The following is an 18,094-nucleotide window of genomic DNA, read 5'->3' on the forward strand; positions in this document are numbered from 1 at the left end:
ATAAATCTCGGCTCAGCCGAGGTCATCGTGTTTAGTTAAGCGAGTTCCACCAGACGGCGAACGATTGCAGCCATGTTTCTGCGGTTGCTGGATCGACGTGGCTGAAACTATTGCTAAATGAAGATGTTCGTCGTTTTATTTCTCGAAAGACACGTTCGACAGCATTTCGATTTCCATGGCGAAGTGTCTGAAATCGGAGCCCTGCCCGATTCAATGCCGCCGCAAGATGATGTGCGTGATCAACGAGAAACACTGCCTCGGAAACGTCATGTTTCGCACGGAGCTCCCGCAAGAAGTTCTGTGTCAATGCGGTTGTTGTCGTCGTAAACAGCCGAATATGGAGGAATTGGTTTGTTTGTGGATCGACCGCAGCGTACAGCCAGTACTGCTGCCCATTGATCCGGATCACCGTCTCGTCCAACGCGATGTGATCCGGGCTTGCATCGCTAGCGGGCTGTAGATCTGCTTTCTACACCCAATCATGAACCGCTTTCCGTGAGCGTTGGACACCGAACTTCTCAAGTTCTGAGACGGTATTCGCAAGTGATAGCCCAGCCAGATGCAGGCGAATACCGAGCTTCATCAGCTCACTCGGTGTCCGCTCTCGTTCCACAAAATCTAATTCAAGCCAGTCGCTACAACCACTGAGGCGAGTGATTTCTGCCATGACCAGCCGAAATTCACTCCGCCTCAGTTTGCAGTCTTAACTAAACACGACCGCCGAGGTGAGTGAGACCGTCCCAGCCTGAATGGATCAATTCCATAGTACCTGAAAGGACTATCATAACACTCGAGTATATGTTAACAAATATTTGGTATGAATGGAAATAACGAACCGACCACGTATCGATCAGTTATATGGCTCCAACACTGACTATGCGTCCCGTGAGCGTTGCTCCATCTGAGTAGAATACAGATCAGCGTACGCTCCATCTGACTGGATGAGTTCTGAATGCGAGCCGGATTCAACGATTCGACCGTGTTGCAGAGTGTGAATACAGTCCGCGTCGGTAATAGTCGAAAGACGGTGGGCAACGACGAGGACGGCATAATCGCGATCCATCGATTCTATCGCGTTGTGTACGTGTTTTTCGATGTTTGAGTCAAGATCGCTCGTCGCTTCGTCGAGCACGAGGAACTCAGCGTCCTTCAACAGCGCACGGGCGATAGCAATCCGCTGGCGTTGACCACCGGAAAGTCGAACGCCATTATCACCGAGAACGGTATCGTAACCGTTTGGAAGTTCATCAAGGAACTCGGTAACTTGTGCGATGTCACAGACACGCTCGATTTCTTCGACTGTCGCCTCACGATCACCAACGGTTACATTGCGTCGAAGAGTATCATTGAAAATGTGCGGTTGCTGGCAGACGAGAGAAACGTCCTCGCGCCACGCAGCAATATCAATGTTAGTCAGTGGGAGATCATCAACAACGATCTGACCATCATCTGGTTCATAGAGGCGTGCTAACAACGAAACAATGGTTGATTTTCCGGCACCAGAAGGACCGACGAAGGCGACGAACTCTCCACGTTCAACCTGAAATGAGATCGACTCAAGGATCGTCTCAGTTCCTTCATACGAGAAAGAGACGTCTTCAAACCGAAGTTCGTGAGTGGTCGCCGGAGGATCACAGTCACCAGCCCCGGACTCCTGTGTCGCCTCTAAATTATCGATCAGTTGCTGGGTTCGAACGAGGTGAGGGAGTTCCCCGTCGAGCTGGTAAACGATATTATTGAGCGCGCTGATCCGTGGTGCCAACCGGAACATCGCAAAGAGAAACACACCAAGCTGCGGGATCGAAAGCGAAGCAATCGTGAGTGCAAAGTAGATCAGCACGAAGACGGTGATAGCAGTGAGTAGTTGATAGAGGTTATTAATCGCAGCCTCGTTACGGTTCAGGGTAACTGAAACGGAGGCACTTTCTTCAACAGCGGTTGCAAACTGGTCGTAGAGTTCCTCAGTCAATCCAAACAGCTTGACATCTCGAATCCCTTGGATTCCACCTTGAGCCGCCTGATGGATCCGTTCGTTAGCTGCAGCGACCTTCGAGCCGAGTGAATATCCAGACGAAATAACATACCGAACGAGGAACGTGATAATCCCCAAAGAAGTCGCCGCGAGAACGGTAAGGAGCGGAGCGATAACGAGGGCGATAGCGAGATAGATCAGACTGAGAAACGCCGTTTCGACTATCGCAACGATCCGTTCAATAGTGTTACCAGCTTGATTAACCTGCGTGACGACAGCATTGAGTAGTTCGTCAGATCCCTTCGTATCGAAGTAGCTTATTCGAGCATTGAGTGCACGATCAAACAAGGTCTCTTTCAAGAATACGACATACTGCATTTGGAGTATCGTCCGGAGCCATGAAACGGTGAAACTCGAGCCGTATCGAACAGTCATAACAGCGGCTACGCCAACGACAACTGAATCAAGCGTGAACGGAATACCTAATGATTGATACACAGTGACGAAGAGGGACAGTATTCCATCCGCAGCGTTCGGATCGATCTGACCTTGTGCCAATCTAATTATCGGGAGGAGGAAACTGAGCCCGATCCCTTCAAGCAAGGCAGTTACAATGCTTACAAATATAATACTAATCGTAAACAGCGGGCGATACATCGCGACCCGCCAGACGGCAGCAAATTTACGTTGAAATGAGGGCGATCCGCTCATAACACATAACACTGTAGTCAGCGTTAAACCGTGTTGGATTCAATAGCTGACACAGACTATATTCCAGACGGGTATTCTGAAAAGTAATACCCGGAGTAAGAGAGATATGAGTGAAAAGATCGCAATCGCCCATGACCACTTTCCCCAAATAGGAGGGGCAGAGCGGGTCGCACTGAAGCTTGCAAATATCTTTGATGCAACGATATATACGTCATATACTGATGAAAACGTCACGGTGGACGATGTACCCGTTTATACCCTATTCAATGGCTCAATACTGTCTCGATTAATAAAACGTCGCGGGAGGATTGGAACACTTGTTCAAAAATTTTATTACCAACTCGGATGGTCACAGGCTACTGAACTCGCCGAGTACGATATCGTCATTCAAAGTGGATCTGCCCCGATGTGGTACGTGCCACCGGATGATCAGGTAATCGTTCGGTACGTGCATACGCCGCCCCGAAGTGTGTACAGCAAATTTCAAGATAATGGTAAGTCGTTACCTGTATCCCTATTTACCCTATATCTCCGCGCAATGCGGACACATACGGTTCCGTATGCCGAACGCTACGTTGCTAACTCGGAGCTAGTTGCTAGGCGAATCAGGAAATACTGGGGCGTACCGACCGATGCTATCACCGTTGTCTATCCGCCTGTTGACGTAACCGGTTACAAACCATCAGCTGGAAAAGAGTACTACGTTGCGGTTTCCCGACTGGTTGATCACAAGCGATTCAAACCGATCATTAAGGCATTTGCGAACCTCCCCTCGAAGGAACTACGTATTGTCGGGGACGGACCAGAACGTGATACACTTGAACAACAGGCAAAAGAACACGAAAACATCAGATTCGAGGGCTACGTATCAGAACGGAAAAAACAGTCGCTGCTATCGAACGCAAAGGCGAGTATGTATAATGCACTCAACGAGGATTTCGGGATCGTTCCCATCGAGAGTTGGGCGGCCGGAACACCAGTGATCGGTGTCAGTGATGGATTCACGCAGTATCAGATCCAAGACGGGAAAACCGGTATTCTGTTCGCCCGAGCAAAAACACCCGAGCTGACAGCAGCGAATATTCAAGACGCAGTACGTCGATTCGAATCCGAAGGTATTGAATCGACACCGGCTGACCTCCATCAACAGGCCAAGAAATTCAGTTCAGAACGGTTTACAAAGCGGATGCAGCAGGTCGTAGCGGAGGTAAAAGACGAAGCAGCGATCAAGCCCGCGTTCCTACAAAACTGAGAGTATAGACTACGCTATACTGAAATCGACTCACCGTTGCGGACGGCTGCCTCGGAAACAGTCATCTGATCCGATCCGATTTCGTAAGAACCAGGATATGGAACACGAACCGAATACTGCCCATCATCACCTGCTGTCACTCTACGTTCGTACACTACCGTCTCATTGCCGACCGTGAGAGTTGTTTGGACCGTCCGAGTCTCCGTGGGAGCCCCAGTCCACGTGAGTTCTGCTCCGGGGACAAGCTCATACACCTTCCGATCGTCAGTCGCGTGGATAGCTCGGTAGTGGCCGAGGCCTGCAGTGGTTTCAGTTGCACTCCCCCAGTTCGACCAGAGCCGTGCCTGCATCGAGGCTGGGAAGGGATCGTTAACGGTTGGTTCAACAACGATGTAACCGACCGGCTTCTCTTGGAGGCGATCATACCACGACCCAGGCTCAGTTGCGCCAAGGAACTCGCGGTAGTTGTTCCGCGCGTATGTGTACGACTCCGTTTGTCCGTTCACGTAGTAGTTGTATGCCCGGTTCCAACTCCATTGACTGAGGACGTAGTTCTCTGGCCACGTGGTGTTCGTTGCGGTTGCGTAATCGTCAATGGCAAGCGATGACTCATAGGTCGAATCCTCAACAGCAAGGTCACCCGTATCAACTGCCGTCTGAAACGCACCGAAACCCCCGATGAACAGGAAGACGACAGCGATGAGAGCGACTGTCCGTAACGGAGGTAGCGAAACAGATCCGTTCTCAGCAGTGGCTTCACGGGTTCGCTCCACCCCACTGATTGGTTCAATCAGATCAACAGCGGAGAGCAGGTAGACGAAGACGACACCGCCGAAGACAGCACACAACAGCCCGAACTGCGAAGCGAAACGAAGCTGAACGAGCGCGGCGGCGAAAAACGTCCACCCGTAGGCACCCAGTACAAGCCATGCCGGGCGGTCAACATCGACAAGCCGATAGCTCACCCCGGCAAGCCCGACGAGCCCGAACACGAACGTCGCTCCGAGATAATAAAATGGGGTCACCACGACGCCGAGCTCCGGACTAAGAATCGATACCGTCTCGGTGATCCCAGTACTGCCGGTCCGAACGAAGTAGGCCAGTCCTTCATCAATTGCGTTGCGGACGGCTGGAACGGAGACCCACACAAGCCCTGCAACCACAATCCCACCGATTACCTCGGCACCGAACACAGTTCGTGCCCGCAGCTCAAGCCGCTGGGCGAGCACACCAATGCCGACAGCCACTAGACTACCGCCGAAAATAAGCAATGGCGTCACCGCCCTGAAAAGTGGCGACCAGCCGAGGCCACCGTGGGCAAGGAGTGCGACGACCGAAGCGATCCCAAGCGCGCCGAGGAACCACGCGTTGGCTCGGAGAGGGTCGCGGGCAGCCCGCCGGTCGAAGAGAACACTCGCCGTGATATAGACAGCCAGCGGAGCGAGCAACAGCGGGCCACCACGCCACGCGTGTACCTGACCAGCAACGCCGAGTACCATCGCAGCAACACCGGTAGCACGACGTAACGTCGCAGTTCGCCACGCCGCCGATTCGCTTACGAGAGCAACGAGCCCGGCGACTGTTATCGTCACGAGGAGGTAATCAAAGGCGTGGTGATCGCCGAATCCGAGAGCTGATCGATAGGCAAGGATCGGAGTGACGGCGTAGATCGCGACAGCGGCGAAGCCGACCCGACGATCACCAAAGGAAACGGTAGCGATCCAGTAGAGCAGCCCACCGACAGTTACCGCTGCGAGAACGGGATACCACGTGAGAACAGTCGAAACAGCCTGCTGTGTCCCACCGAGGAGCAGTGTGCCAACCCACAGCGATGCGATCATGAACACGTCGTGGCTCCGCATACCGGCCGGAAGCGAACCAAGCGTCGCTGGCCTACGCGTCAGTTCGTCCAGCCAGAAGCGGTAGAAGTAGGGATCGTTGCCGAGCAGGACGACGTGTTCACTGCGAAAGACCGCCGACCACGAGAATGCGGTTCGCATCACGACGACGAACAACAGCAGTCCGGCGAGAACCCCGGTCACAACCGGATCAGGCGTTCGTAATCGGTGTCGAACGGCACCAAGATCGAACGATTGTGATTGCGGTTCATCGGTGCCTGAGTCCGTTGACGCTCCGTCGAGAACAGCCCGTACGGCGGTTGGATCACGAAGGCGGTAGGTGTCGTCGCCGACGGACTCGACGATCCCCGTTGAGACGATCTCGCCGAAAGCCCCCGAGTCGAGCGGTACGTCGTCGAACGTCCACGGCCCGTCGTCGTCGATGGCGAGGATCGACCGGAGAGCATCTTCCAACTCCGGACGGTCGGCGAGCAGTTCGGCTGTCGCCGACGCGACATCAGTCATGCCTACCGGTGGCTGATACGTGAGGTTAAATCATTCGAAGCGGCGCAAAACCCCTGCTACCGGATGAGCATCTCATAGCAGTTAGGGCCGATCGACGAACGCTGGAGCTGGCGAAGTAAAAACAAGTGAGAATTATGGCCGGCCGCGGCAGCCGGTGGTTAGTGTGGGTGAAGGCTGCTGGGTGCAGTCGTCAGATTAGTTCTGACGCCGCGTGGCCAGCAGGGCAGCACCGATGAGGGCGACGAGAGCAACGATGGCACCGAAGCCGGGCGTCTCTTCGGACGTTCCGTCTTCAGATTCACCGTCGTCGGTCTCGTTCATCTCCTCACCGTCGTCCATATCTTCTTCACCGTCGTCCATGTCTTCCTCACTGTCGTCGGTCTCGTTCATCTCCTCGCCGTCGTCCATACTGACGGACTCGACGATGACACCTTCCGTGGTGTCAACGCTCGACCCTTCGACGCGGAAGTTCGCATCGAAGAGGTCGCCGACTTCCTGATTGGAGAGGTCGTAGGTCGTCGAGATCGAACCGTCCTCGGAGATGTTCACGTCGTTACCGACCTGGAACGAGGACGAAGCGTCGGTCGAACGGAGGCGGAGCTCGGTGTCCGTCCCCGGCGCGACGTTCGTCGTCGCGGAGACTTCCGCACCTTCAGCGTTGGCAACCTGAACCTGCTCGTCTTCGTTCAGGTTGTCGTACTCGATGGTCCGCGGTGCGAGGGTGAGTGCGGACGTACTGCTGACCGTTTCACCCTGCAGCAGGTACGGGTAGTTCTGGTAGGCACTACCGCGTGGGCTGAACGGAGCCGATGCTGTGCCAGCAGAACCGGAGCCGCCGGCATTGGCGAACTCGAAGCGGTTGTCGCCGTCGTCAGCGTCGTACTCCATGAACGCCTCGAATTCGGTTTCCTCGTCAGGTGCGTCGCCGTTGGCGAACGCACTGTCGGAGCTTGTGTCCGTGACAAGGAAGAACTGGCCGCCGTCGTTGTCAAGCACGAGGAAGGTGTCGGAGTCAGATGCACCGAGATCGACCTCAAGCGGTGCTTGGTTGCCAGTTCCGGTCTCACCAGCGACCTCGAAGTCAACGTTCTCACGACTGTCAACGAGGTTCTGGAGTCGGCTTGTCGATGCGCCATCTTCGAGAATGTCGAAGTTGACGTCCTGCGGACCGGCACCGCCATTATTACCGGGAGTCACACTGGAGCTGACCGGAGCGTCAGCAACGAGTGCACCGTAGATACCGGTTGCTTCGACTTGCACGACGAGGCGGTCGTCAAGAGCGACTTCCTCGCGTGGGGTCGCAGCGTCAACGAGTGCGCTGACATCGCTCGTGTCGTCAGCGGACTCTTCAGGAGCCGTGTGAATCGTAATGTCACCGATCTCCGGCTGGGTCAGCTCGAGCGTCTGGCTTGCGAGCTGGTTGTTGGCTTCGCCGCCGGGGTCGGCGTCGAAGACGTAGCTCTCACCGGTGTAGCCGGCGACAGCGATCTGGTAGTCAGTCGGCTGCAGCGGTCGGTCGAGCTGGTCGGCGACGGTTTCGCCACCGTTGGAGCTCGCGTCGATGATGCCGGCCGCGTCGAGGTAGGCCTCGAACGCAGTGCTACCAGCCGAGGTGGTACTCGCGCTCAGGCCAGTACCGTCGTCCTCGTAGAGGCTCGCACTGCCAGCGGCAGTGATATCAGACGGAGTGCCAGCGGAGGCACTGTAGATCGCACTCTCGATCGTGTCAACGTTGGTCGTGTCGTACACATCGCTCTGCTGAACATTACCGGTGGTTCCGAGCAGGCGCGTGTTGAACCGCACTTCCATCGGTTCGTCCGAATCGTCGGCTTTGAGGTACAGCACCTCAATGAAGTTCGAGTTCTCGCCGCCGATCTGGACGTAGGTTTCGTCGTTGTCCGAGAGCGTGACATTGAATTCAGCGATGTCACCGGCACCGACAGCTTGGGTGCCGTCCTCGAAGGAGGCGTCAGCGTCTCGTTCCTGAACCGAAACGCTCGCGGTTGCGGACGCTTCGGTGTCAGCGGCTTCGAAGTCGAAGTCGTAGCTACCCTCGTCTTGGCCGACGAAGGAAACATCAGCGTCGAAACCACCGCTGCGGACGAGAACCTTCTCGTCGAAGTCAGCAGTGTCTGAGTCTTGGTCCTGTGCGTAGAAGCCGAGAGTAATGCCGCCGACAGTAACCGTATCGCCGGAGCCAGTCACAACATCACCGTTGTGACCGAATTTCTCGATGGTCGAGCCGCTGGAACTGTCCGGGTTGTTCACTGACACACCGAGTGTGCTCAGCGGAGTGTCATCACCGGATCCAGTGTTGGCGGCACCAGTATCGGCACTGGTGACTTCCTCTCGGAACAGCGCATATGGTGAGCTGAATGTTTCACCACTACCACTAATCACGACCTCACCGTTATCATTGACTGACACACCGCTCAGTGAATTGATTTGTGCGGCCGCGTGGATGTTGAACAGCTCTTGGTCGCTGAGGTCACCGTCAGCACTCACGTTCAGGTCGAACGTGCTCCGACCGGAACTCACGTCGAGCGTGACAGTGCTGTCACTGAACGTGCCGGGGAGAACCTCATCGTCGTCGAACTCAGCACTGAGGTCCTGAACGGTGACTTCGAAGGTACCAGCCGTAGTTGGGGTGGTGACGTCACCGTCTTGATCCACGACGAAGTAGTCGTCAGCTTCGAGATCATCTGTGTCGATGTCGATGACCTCATCGCCTGGACCGTCTACACCTTCGACGGTGTACTCTTCAACGAACTGTGAAGAGTCAATAGTCGTACCGTCTTCGGCGGTGACACGTCGAAGCACGACTGTGTCACCGTCGCTGACATCGCCAGCGTTGAACGCGGCGAGGTTGTTCTGACCTTGGAATACAAGGTTACTTTCGTAGTTTACGTTACCATCACCTGGTACACCGCCGGCCGGGCCTGCATCGCCTGCAGACACGGCCCCGGTGAATGCCACGGTCCCTCCAACAACGGAGGTAACCATGATCGCTGCCAGGAAGACAGCGCGCAGTTTCTCACTATAGTTTCGTTCTGTCATAGTTTGTATGTTGTATCGTTGCAGCGCGCACATCGCCCGCGCCGACTGTCCGAGACGGACAGCGGCAGCCAGCCGATTGCAAGCACTATGGGTAGGGGCGATTGAAATGTACATGAGGGTTGGTAAATACTTTGTGTACTTCGGTTCCAGAGCCGGCGGGTAAACGTGAATAAACCGACACCGTGTTCCGCAATTCCTTTTCACGAGTACACGGAGTGCTAAGCATGCACGCAGGCGTGAGATCACGTTCTCCGGCGAACATACAGCCAACCCACAGTCGGCGGTGGGAGCGATGGTGACCACTGGATCGCTGCGACGCTGGCTCGTCGTCGGCGTCGTCGTCGCCCTCTGTACGACAACCGTCGGCGTCGGCGTCGTCGCTGGCCTCGACGCACAGGGGCGGCCGAACCTCTCGCCGTACGTCTCCGATAACGAGGTGACCCCCGGTTCGGAAACGACGATCGACGTCGAGATCAACAATGACGGGACGTTCATCGACGGCAACGAGGCCGACCGAAGCGCGGTCACGACCGCCCGCGGCGTCGTCGTCAAACTTCGCGCACCGAACTCGCCGATCTCTGTTAATACGAACTCAGTACCATTGGGTGAGATCACCGAAGCCGGAAGTCCGAAAACCGCGTCGTTCAACGTGACAGTTCCGGACCGAGTCGATCCGGGTGCCTACGATCTCCGCGTTATACTCGACTACTCTTACACGTCGAAAGCCCAAAACGTCGATTCTGGAGTGCCGATCACGGTTAATCAAGAACAGAGCGATACTGAAACCGAAACCGTCCCGATTCGCGTCACCGACGACGCCCGCTTCGAAGTCACTGAACTCGAAACCGAGCTCCGTGTCGGCGAGGAGGGCGAGATCACCGGCGAACTCGAAAACATCGGCAACGATGATGCCCGCAACGCCGAAGTCAGCTTTGCACCGGAAAGTGAGACCGTCGTCGCCCTCGAAAGCAACGTCGCTGTCGGCGACATCCCGGCCGGCGAATCGGTGCCGTTCTCGATCCCGGTCGAAGTCACCAGCGACGCCGAAGCCGTCCCGAAACGCTTCGACCTCCCAGTCTCGTTCCGCGATGAGAACGGCATCCGCCAGTCCGACACCGATCCCGAATTCCTCGTCGATGTCGGCGAGCAACGCGACGCCTTCCTCGTCGAGCCGGTTAACAACTCCATCCCGGCCGGCGGTAGCCAGCCGCTCGACCTGCGCGTGACGAACAACCTCGACGAGCCCGTCACCGACATCGAAGGCAAGCTGTTCGCCGACGACCCCCTCGACAGCACCAACGACGAGACGTTCACCGAATCGCTCGATCCCGGCGAAACGACGACAGTAACGGTCGATCTGAGCGCGTCCAGCAGCGCGACGATCAAGAACTATCCGACCTCGATTGACTTCCGGTACGTCGATAGCGACGGTGACAGCAAGCTCTCCGATCCCTACCGGATGGCGATCAGTGTCACCGAGCCCGAAGACGGCGGTGGCTCACCGCTCCCGCTCGTGATCGGCCTGCTCATCGTCGCCGGGGCCGTGGCGTTCCTCTGGCGGCGCGGGACGTTCGACGGCATCAACCTCCCCGGCGGCGAGTAACCGCTCGATCCCGCGCTATCCGGCGCGATCAGCGACCGTCTTGAGCGCGTCCACGCGCGGACACTCGTTGATACCCGTCAGCAAGGCGATCATCGTGATCTCGTTGCTATCCGGAGTGGGCATGTCGCCACCGCGGATCTCAGTGCTGCCGGTCTCTTGGGCCAGCCACGACCGCGCATCGGCGACGGCCTGTCGGTTGAGCCACTCCGGCGGCCCGCCGACGATCAACAGCCCACGACGTGCCGCATCGAGGTCGATTTCGACGGTGAGTTTGCCTCTGACGGCTCGCCGAGAGGTCGATTCGATGGCTTTGATCGCCGTCGTCTCGTCGAGTTCGCCCTCCGTTTCGAGGATGCCGAGCCCGAACCGAGATTCGGTCGGTCGCTCGATCTCCTGGCTCGCATAGCCGATAGTCGCAACCCCGCCAGCCTCGAAAGTCGCACTCACCTCCGAGGCGTCGACGACCTGCTCGGCGACCCCGCGATTGAGATCGCCTTCGCCGGCCGCGAACAGGGCGGCGATCCGCTCGGTCAGCGTGTCGTTGAGTCGTTCCCACACCGCCGGATCAGTTGCCGATTCGCCGGATTTCGTCCACAGCGCGTTGTCGAACAGCAGGACCGAGTCGGTCGTCGAACTGAGGTCTTTGAGTGCGCGGAGCGCGTTCTTTGCAATCCCTTGAGCTTCGGTGTCGTCGTCAGGGAGATCCGGAAGGACGCCGAGCGTGTAGACCGGCAGGCCGTGGACGCGACTGAGTTCGTCGGCGATCCGCGAGAGTGCCGTCGCCCCGCTCCCACCGGCGAGGCCGACACAGCAGAGGATCGCTTCCGTCTGTGAGGGAACGGCGTCATCGACGGCGTTCGTCAGTTCGGTCGCCGCGCTTTCGGCCGCGGCCGCCCCGACGCTGCGGTCGCCGTCGACGCCTTCGCCTTCGGCCTCGATCACGCCGTAGAGGTGTCGCTGCTCGTCGGGGATTCCGTCAAGCGCGGAGAGGTTCCGCTGGTCGGTGTCGAAGGCGACGCTCTCGACGACAAAGGAGCGATCGTCGCTGTCGGCCGCAACGAGACGGTCAGCGATCCGACCGCCGGCCCCGCCGAACCCACAGACAGTCAGCTGCATACCAGCCACTCACGGCGACAGCGCAAAAAGAATACGCTCGGGGAAATCGGCGGGCTAGAAGGGGAACAGCGAATCGCTATCCGGATCGCGGTCGATCAGCTCGATCTCGTGGCCGTCCTGATCGCGGGTGAACGCATAGAGGTTGTCGCACTCCTCGGGACTGCGGTAGTCGTCGGCCTCACGGAGCATGAGCTGCTCCCAGNCGTCNTCGAGGTCGTCGACGCGGNCGGCGAGNTGNCCCCANGCGTCGCCCATCGTGTACTCTCGACCGTCGTAGTTGTAAGTGAGTTCCAGCCACATCGCCTCGTCGGCGTCGTCTTCGGGCGCCATGAAATAGTTCGCAAAGGAGCTGGCCTCCCAGCGGGAGCGCGGCTCGATGTACTCGAATTTGCGGCCCCAGAAGCCGAGTGCCTCGTCGGCGTCCTCCACGCGGATCATCGTGTGATCCAGCGACCATAGCGCGCCGTAGTCACGCTGGACGATCTCGACTTCGTGGCCGTCGGGGTCCTTGACGAACGCATACGAGCCGCCGCAGGATTCGGGGTCCCGATAGTCATCGACGCCCTCATCCATCAGTTGCTCGTAGTAGTCTTCGAGTTCGCCTTCGGGCACTCGAACCGCGATGTGGCCCCAGGCGTCACCCATCTCGTAGTCGACCTCATCGTTGTTCTCGGTGAGTTCGAGCATCGCCCCGTCTTCGTGCATGTCTTCGGGGCCGAGATACGCGATGGTGAAGCCGTCGCCGTCGTAGCGTTCCTTCTCCTCGTAGTCGAGGTGGGTCTGGTACCAGTCAAGCGACGTTTCCAGATCCGCGACCCGCATCATGACGTGATCGAGTGTCCCAGTCATACATGCCATGGTGGGGTCGCCACGGCGAAAAGGATACCGGGACGGCTCACTCCTGGGGCGGGGCAGGCGGCGCGCCAAGCGAACCGAGCACTGGGTAGTAAAACCACCAGCCCACGATGGCTGTCGCAAGCACGCCGACGGGAATCGGACCGGCGGCTCCGCGACCGAGCAGCCCCCACCAGACGACGACGGACGTGATCGCTGACAACGCGAGCAGGCCGACGGTCACCCGCACGTCTTCACGGCCGGTCGCAACACCGCTGGCGGCACTCAGAAGCGCGCCACAATAGAACCCGAACCCGAGCGGCCACACCTGTAGCGACCACGGCAGCGTTTCGAGGCCCTGTGTTTCGCCGAAATAGCCCGGCAGCGGGAGGGCGTGCCACGGGTTTGTGTTGAGCAGCCCCCATGACATGACGGCAGTCAGATCACCGGGCGCGTTGAGTTGGACGACCCACGGGACGAACGCGAGCGCGAGGAGTGCGACCAAAGCGGAACGCGAGGATCGATTCATTGGGGCTCTTCGAACAGCTGTGTCGCCTGCTGGACGTAGGCGTTGCCGCTCCAACTCCGAGCGTCTGCGATCCCCTCCAGTAGCTCTACGGCAGTATCGTTCGAAACTATCCCGCGAACGACAAACGCCTTGAGCAACCGCGGTGTCGTCACGAGCCGCGTCGCCGAGAGCGAGGCGTGGATCAGCGATAGTTGATTGTATTCGTCACAGTAGCAAAACGGCGCGTCGAGACTGTTGGCCAGCTGGACGACCGCGTTTTCGCCGTCGTCAAGCGGAAACGTCGAATCGAGTTCGACCGTTGCAACTGTGAGCCGCGACTCGTCGTCGAGAACCGCACTCGCGGCGGTCGCGTGGACATCGTCGTACCCCGCGATAGCGTCGAGTTCATCGATGACCTGCTGTGGAACGGTCACCTCGTAGCTATCCAGCAGCAACGGCAACAGCTGCTGCCGCGCCTCGGCCGTGCTTGCGATGCTCACGAGCCCCGACGTGTCGGCGACCAGCTTCATTCGTCGATGGCGTCAGCAAGCTCCTCGCTAAGCGTGTCATCCGACAGCTGCTGTTTGAGCACCCGGAAGTTCTGGGCCGTCTCCGTACCGACGATGGCTTTCGTCTGCTCGAAGTCGAGGCGATCCTCGTAGTAGGCGTTCGCAATCGCTTGCTGGACTTCCTCCTCGTTGCTCGCGTTCGATAAATAGACCCTGAGTGCCTCAACGAGTACGTCTGTCCGGTTTTTGTCTTCCGCGACGGCAAGCGCGTCGGCCTGTTCGATCAGCCGCTCGGGCGCGCGGAAATGGACGCGAGTACTCGAACTCATAGTCACACATTGTGTGCACAAACACCTATTTCTACCGGTGGGTAGGCGAAGAGTGATCCACGGTCGTCACCGACTCGTAATAATTCGCAACACGTCCTCGTCGGCCAGTTCGTGGTCGGTGCCGACCTGCTGGTCGTTGTGTTTCGCGCTCGGGCCGCTGACGCGGGCGAAACGGAACCGGTCCTCGAACTCGCCGCCGAGTTTGTCGAGGGCGTCGCCGATGGTGTCACCCTCCCGCAGGATGAGTGGTTCGTCGTAATCGACGCCGCGACCGGGTTTGTCCATATAAATACGGACGAGACCGAGTTCCGCCCAGATGCGTTCGGTCAGCCCGTCGAGGCCCTTCTCCTCTTCGGCGCTGATGAAAACGCACTCCTCGGGATCGAGGTCGTGGTCGCGGAGGTGCTCGTGGACGGTTGGGAGGTAGTCCTCCTCTATCAGATCGGCCTTGTTGACCGCGACCATTGAGGGAATGTAGACGCGGTTGTCCATCATCCCGTCGACCAACTCGTCAATCGAGGGGTCGCCGCGGACCGTGATCTCGGCGTTGACGTAGCCGTTCTGCCGCAGGACTTCCTTGATCGTGTTTTCGTCGAGGGTGACGCTATCGCTTTTGTTGACCTGAATCCCGTTTTTGTGTCGCTGGCGGATATGGATGCTCGGCGGCTCCGTATCGAGGCGGATGTTGTTGTTGTAGAGCTCTTGGCTGAGCCGAGCGTACTGGTCAATCTCGAAAACTGAGAGCATGAACACGGCGAGATCGGCCGTGCGGACGACAGAGAGCACTTCTTGGCCGCCACCGCGACCGTCGGCCGCACCCTCGATCAGCCCCGGCACGTCAAGGAGTTGGATGTTCGCGCCCCGATACTTGAGCATCCCGGGGTTGACATCCAAGGTGGTAAACTCGTAGGAACCGGTCTCGCTGTCGGCATTCGTGAGGGCGTTGATGAGCGTCGATTTACCGACGCTGGGGAAGCCGACAAGTGCGACGGTGGCGTCGCCATGTTTCTCGACGGCGTACCCACCGCCGCCGCCGGCGGAGGACTGGTTTTCGAGTTTTTCTTTCTTCTCGGCGAGTTTCGCCTTCAGCCGACCGATATGGGCCTCCGTCGACTTGTTGTACGGGGTTTCGGCGATCTCCTCGCGGATCGATTCGATCTCCTCCTCCAGTCCCATTATCGGCCACTGGGCCGTCGCCGTCGAAAAGGCTGTCCATTCGGGTGGTCGGCAGGGCAGCCGGCCAGCGGTCGGCACCCGAAACCGGGGTGACAGGCGACTTCGACATGATTATACCCGATCCGTGCAAAGTTACTATCGATTGATATGCCGGATCCAACACGACTGCGTGACAGCACGCAGATCGAGCTCCCCTGCCAATCGTTGGACGGGATCCGCGACGATCTCGAAGCCGAACACACCGTCACGGTCGTCCAACCCGACGACCAGCAGTGTCGGATCATCGGCAGCCCCATCGAGATCAAAGCCGCCAGCGACTTCCTCAGCCGCCACGGCATCGCCCTCCCGTAGTCGCGTCGATCGTGGTGACTCCCGATTTCCGAAGCGCGTTTTAGCCTGCGTTCCCAACAGGAGATATGGACGAGACGCCGGGACTCAGCGATCAGTACCGCAAGGCAAGCCCGTGGCCGCTGTTTATCGCCCTCGGCGTCCCGATCTCGGAGATCGGGCTCGTGTTCAACGTCTTCCCCGTCGCCGTCGGCGGGCTGTTGCTGTTCTGTGGCTGCGTCGCAATGATGTTACAGGAGGCCGGCTACGTCACAACGCCATGGCCGGCACTCGGCGGGATGGCACTCCTGTTGTTCGTCGTCGGGGCCGCGGTATTCTACGTCGACCCACAGGTCGGACGTGACATGACCATGCGCGCGTACGCGATCCTCGCCAGCGGCGTCGTCCTCGTCGCCGGCGTGATCGCCGGGCGGCTGTTCGTCCCGAAGCGACAACAGCCGGCCTGACGCCGAACTGAACCGGAAACCTATTTGAGTGGGCGGCGATAGGTGCGGGTATGGAAACGCAGCTCTTCGACCGAGAGACCATCCTCGATCTGGTGGTGAACTTCATTCCGCTGGGGATCATCCTCTTTTTCGTGACGACGTTCGTGGTGGTGTCCCCGTGGGGCTTCGACATCCGAGCGTCGGGGATCATGCTGGCACTCCTGATCGTCCCGTTCCTCGCGCTGTTGGTGTTGACGTATCTGTCGGCGGTCGCGATCGCCGGCGACGAGAAACGCGCCACCGTCTACGCACAGGGGCAGGCCGGGCTCAAAGGTGCGACACCGCTGCACGAACAGGAGGAGGCAGCCGAGGACGAGGCGGACACAACGACTGCCGAGGCGACGCCCGACGCTGCCGACGAAAGCGACGCTGACGACGAAAACGCCGACGAAGCGGCAAGCGACGAAGAAGCAGGCGATGACGACACTGCTGAAGACGCTGCCGACGACGACGGGGATGACGAGTCAGCCGAAACGGACGCCGACACTGACGACGCCGAAGAGACTGACGAGGCCGCTGGCGAGGGTGACGAGACGGCCGCCGACGAGACCGCTGCCGACGACACGAAACCGGACGAAAACTGACGGCAGTTCGGAGTTTTCAAACGCCGATTTGAGAGGCGGACCCGAATCTTTCTTTAGGTTGCGATACCGAACAACGGTATGGCAATCGACGCGCAAATCACACTGACCGTCCTGATGGGAGTGTTCCTCGTCGCCGTCGCCGCGTGGCTCACGCGGATCGAGAACTGGCGATCGTACACGCCCGTCGGCGGTGGCTCCTTCATCGAGGACTCCGGCTACGGACACAGCGAAAAGCCGGCAGGGATCGTCCGCTGGCTGACGACCGTCGACCACAAGGATATCGGTATCCTCTATGGGCTCTACGGCATCATCGCCTTCGCGGTCGGCGGCCTGATGGTCACGGTCATGCGGCTAGACCTGATCACGCCGTCGTCGATCCTCGGCACGCAGGTGTACAACTCACTGCTGACGAGCCACGGAATCACGATGCTGTTCCTGTTCGGCACGCCGATCATCGCGGCGTTCGCCAACTACNTCNTCCCGCTGNTCATCGGCGCCGACGACATGGCGTTCCCGCGNNTCAACGCCATCGCCTTCTGGCTGCTCCCGCCGGCGGCCCTACTGATCTGGGCGGGCTTTTTCGCCCAGCCGCTCGGCCTCTTCGAGCCGGCCCAGACGGCGTGGACGATGTACACGCCGCTGTCGCTCGGTGAAGCTGGCCCCAGCGGCGACGCGGTCGGCGGTACCGGCGTCGACCTCATGCTGCTNGGNCTCCACCTCTCCGGCGTCTCCGCGACGATGGGTGCGATCAACTTCATCGCGACCATCTTCACCGAGCGTTCGGGTGACGTGACGTGGGCGAACCTCGACATCTTCTCGTGGACGATCCTCACGCAGTCGGCGCTCATCCTNTTCGCNTTCCCGCTNCTNGGGNNCGCGCTNNTNATGCTNNTNNNCGACCGNAACTTCGNNACCACNTTCTTCNNNGNCGACGGCGGNNNGCCNATCCTCTGGCAACACCTGTTNTGGTTCTTCGGCCACCCCGAAGTNTACATCCTCGTGTTGCCGATGATGGGGATCGTCAGCTACGTCCTCCCGCGGTTTGCGGGCCGGAGACTCTTCGGCTTCAAGTTCGTCGTCTACTCCACGCTCGCTATCGGCGTCCTCTCGTTCGGCGTCTGGGCGCATCACATGTTCTCGACGGGCATCGACCCCCGACTCCGGGCGTCGTTCATGGCGGTCTCGATGGCGATTGCGATCCCATCAGCCGTGAAGACGTTNAACTGGATNACGACGNTGTGGAACGG

15 protein-coding genes and 1 pseudogene (1 of these 16 cut by a window edge) are annotated in these 18,094 nt (G+C 58.8%); 6 read left to right on the forward strand and 10 right to left on the reverse strand.

What is annotated here, in order from left to right; genetic code table 11:
• Nucleotides 1-31: 31 nt before the first annotated feature.
• Together EGH24_RS00830 and EGH24_RS00835 are read right to left on the reverse strand one after the other, a co-directional pair.
• Nucleotides 32-667, reverse strand: a pseudogene (locus EGH24_RS00830) (IS6 family transposase).
• Between the two features lie 207 nt (nt 668-874).
• Entirely contained in the window at nt 875-2,683 is a 1,809-nt protein-coding gene (locus EGH24_RS00835) for an ABC transporter ATP-binding protein (protein WP_142978281.1), read from the reverse strand.
• Between the two features lie 106 nt (nt 2,684-2,789).
• Between EGH24_RS00835 and EGH24_RS00840 the strand changes: the two genes are divergently transcribed.
• A complete protein-coding gene (locus EGH24_RS00840) occupies nt 2,790-3,935 on the forward strand; it encodes a glycosyltransferase (protein WP_142978282.1) in 1,146 nt (381 codons plus the stop codon).
• A 14-nt stretch (nt 3,936-3,949) separates the two neighbouring features.
• Here the strand turns inward: EGH24_RS00840 and EGH24_RS00845 are convergent, their stop codons facing one another.
• Together EGH24_RS00845 and EGH24_RS00850 are read right to left on the reverse strand one after the other, a co-directional pair.
• Nucleotides 3,950-6,298, reverse strand: coding sequence for a hypothetical protein (locus EGH24_RS00845; RefSeq protein ID WP_142978283.1), 2,349 nt, complete (start codon nt 6,296-6,298; stop codon nt 3,950-3,952).
• Between the two features lie 195 nt (nt 6,299-6,493).
• Complete coding sequence (locus EGH24_RS00850; protein WP_185903218.1) at nt 6,494-9,355, reverse strand: BGTF surface domain-containing protein; 2,862 nt, start codon at nt 9,353-9,355, stop codon at nt 6,494-6,496.
• Nucleotides 9,356-9,647: 292 nt separating this feature from the next.
• On the opposite strand from EGH24_RS00850, the gene EGH24_RS00855 reads away from it, so the two are divergent.
• On the forward strand, nt 9,648-10,958 hold the full coding sequence (locus EGH24_RS00855; protein ID WP_185903203.1) for a COG1361 S-layer family protein: 1,311 nt from the start codon (nt 9,648-9,650) through the stop codon (nt 10,956-10,958).
• 15 nt (nt 10,959-10,973) lie between these two features.
• Here EGH24_RS00855 and EGH24_RS00860 read toward each other — a convergent pair whose 3' ends face one another.
• From EGH24_RS00860 to EGH24_RS00885, 6 genes are all read right to left on the reverse strand, one after another.
• Nucleotides 10,974-12,074: a tubulin/FtsZ family protein gene (locus EGH24_RS00860; protein WP_142978285.1), complete on the reverse strand. Its 1,101-nt coding sequence runs from the start codon at nt 12,072-12,074 to the stop codon at nt 10,974-10,976.
• Between the two features lie 54 nt (nt 12,075-12,128).
• The gene (locus EGH24_RS00865) at nt 12,129-12,923 is read right to left on the reverse strand and encodes a VOC family protein (RefSeq protein WP_142978286.1); all 795 of its coding nucleotides are present in this window, start codon (nt 12,921-12,923) and stop codon (nt 12,129-12,131) included.
• 46 nt (nt 12,924-12,969) lie between these two features.
• The gene (locus tag EGH24_RS00870; protein ID WP_142978287.1) at nt 12,970-13,437 is read right to left on the reverse strand and encodes a TIGR04206 family protein; all 468 of its coding nucleotides are present in this window, start codon (nt 13,435-13,437) and stop codon (nt 12,970-12,972) included.
• Nucleotides 13,434-13,946: a hypothetical protein gene (locus EGH24_RS00875; protein WP_142978288.1), complete on the reverse strand. Its 513-nt coding sequence runs from the start codon at nt 13,944-13,946 to the stop codon at nt 13,434-13,436. Before EGH24_RS00875 ends, EGH24_RS00870 begins: the two co-directional genes overlap by 4 nt.
• A complete protein-coding gene (locus EGH24_RS00880; protein ID WP_142978289.1) occupies nt 13,943-14,254 on the reverse strand; it encodes a hypothetical protein in 312 nt (103 codons plus the stop codon). The genes EGH24_RS00875 and EGH24_RS00880 overlap by 4 nt, the downstream gene beginning before the upstream one ends.
• 66 nt (nt 14,255-14,320) lie before the next feature.
• Nucleotides 14,321-15,430: an OBG GTPase family GTP-binding protein gene (locus EGH24_RS00885; protein ID WP_142978290.1), complete on the reverse strand. Its 1,110-nt coding sequence runs from the start codon at nt 15,428-15,430 to the stop codon at nt 14,321-14,323.
• A 147-nt stretch (nt 15,431-15,577) separates the two neighbouring features.
• Between EGH24_RS00885 and EGH24_RS00890 the strand changes: the two genes are divergently transcribed.
• From EGH24_RS00890 to EGH24_RS00905, 4 genes are all read left to right on the forward strand, one after another.
• Nucleotides 15,578-15,781 carry a VNG_1110C family protein gene (locus EGH24_RS00890; RefSeq protein ID WP_142978291.1) on the forward strand — a complete coding sequence of 68 codons (204 nt, stop codon included), beginning with the start codon at nt 15,578-15,580 and terminating at the stop codon, nt 15,779-15,781.
• Nucleotides 15,782-15,846: 65 nt separating this feature from the next.
• Nucleotides 15,847-16,224, forward strand: coding sequence for a DUF7541 family protein (locus EGH24_RS00895; protein WP_142978292.1), 378 nt, complete (start codon nt 15,847-15,849; stop codon nt 16,222-16,224).
• A gap of 50 nt (nt 16,225-16,274) precedes the next feature.
• Nucleotides 16,275-16,847, forward strand: coding sequence for a DUF6684 family protein (locus tag EGH24_RS15575; protein ID WP_246057863.1), 573 nt, complete (start codon nt 16,275-16,277; stop codon nt 16,845-16,847).
• 114 nt (nt 16,848-16,961) lie between these two features.
• Nucleotides 16,962-18,094: the 5' portion of a cbb3-type cytochrome c oxidase subunit I gene (locus tag EGH24_RS00905; RefSeq protein ID WP_142978776.1), read on the forward strand. The gene runs 643 nt beyond the window's last position; 1,133 of the gene's 1,776 nt are visible here — the first part of the coding sequence; its start codon is at nt 16,962-16,964; its stop codon lies beyond the right edge, outside the window.

It is taken from the genome of Halonotius terrestris, from assembly GCF_006861665.1.
Lineage (GTDB): Archaea > Halobacteriota > Halobacteria > Halobacteriales > Haloferacaceae > Halonotius > Halonotius terrestris.

What these genes read in the sequence shown, in the direction of transcription:
- EGH24_RS00835 (WP_142978281.1), bottom strand. Translation starts at nt 2,683, where the DNA reads ATGAGCGGATCGCCCTCATTTCAACGTAAATTTGCTGCCGTCTGGCGG.
- EGH24_RS00840 (WP_142978282.1), top strand. Translation starts at nt 2,790, where the DNA reads ATGAGTGAAAAGATCGCAATCGCCCATGACCACTTTCCCCAAATAGGA.
- EGH24_RS00845 (WP_142978283.1), bottom strand. Translation starts at nt 6,298, where the DNA reads ATGACTGATGTCGCGTCGGCGACAGCCGAACTGCTCGCCGACCGTCCG.
- EGH24_RS00850 (WP_185903218.1), bottom strand. Translation starts at nt 9,355, where the DNA reads ATGACAGAACGAAACTATAGTGAGAAACTGCGCGCTGTCTTCCTGGCA.
- EGH24_RS00855 (WP_185903203.1), top strand. Translation starts at nt 9,648, where the DNA reads ATGGTGACCACTGGATCGCTGCGACGCTGGCTCGTCGTCGGCGTCGTC.
- EGH24_RS00860 (WP_142978285.1), bottom strand. Translation starts at nt 12,074, where the DNA reads ATGCAGCTGACTGTCTGTGGGTTCGGCGGGGCCGGCGGTCGGATCGCT.
- EGH24_RS00870 (WP_142978287.1), bottom strand. Translation starts at nt 13,437, where the DNA reads ATGAATCGATCCTCGCGTTCCGCTTTGGTCGCACTCCTCGCGCTCGCG.
- EGH24_RS00875 (WP_142978288.1), bottom strand. Translation starts at nt 13,946, where the DNA reads ATGAAGCTGGTCGCCGACACGTCGGGGCTCGTGAGCATCGCAAGCACG.
- EGH24_RS00880 (WP_142978289.1), bottom strand. Translation starts at nt 14,254, where the DNA reads ATGAGTTCGAGTACTCGCGTCCATTTCCGCGCGCCCGAGCGGCTGATC.
- EGH24_RS00885 (WP_142978290.1), bottom strand. Translation starts at nt 15,430, where the DNA reads ATGGGACTGGAGGAGGAGATCGAATCGATCCGCGAGGAGATCGCCGAA.
- EGH24_RS00890 (WP_142978291.1), top strand. Translation starts at nt 15,578, where the DNA reads ATGCCGGATCCAACACGACTGCGTGACAGCACGCAGATCGAGCTCCCC.
- EGH24_RS00895 (WP_142978292.1), top strand. Translation starts at nt 15,847, where the DNA reads ATGGACGAGACGCCGGGACTCAGCGATCAGTACCGCAAGGCAAGCCCG.
- EGH24_RS15575 (WP_246057863.1), top strand. Translation starts at nt 16,275, where the DNA reads ATGGAAACGCAGCTCTTCGACCGAGAGACCATCCTCGATCTGGTGGTG.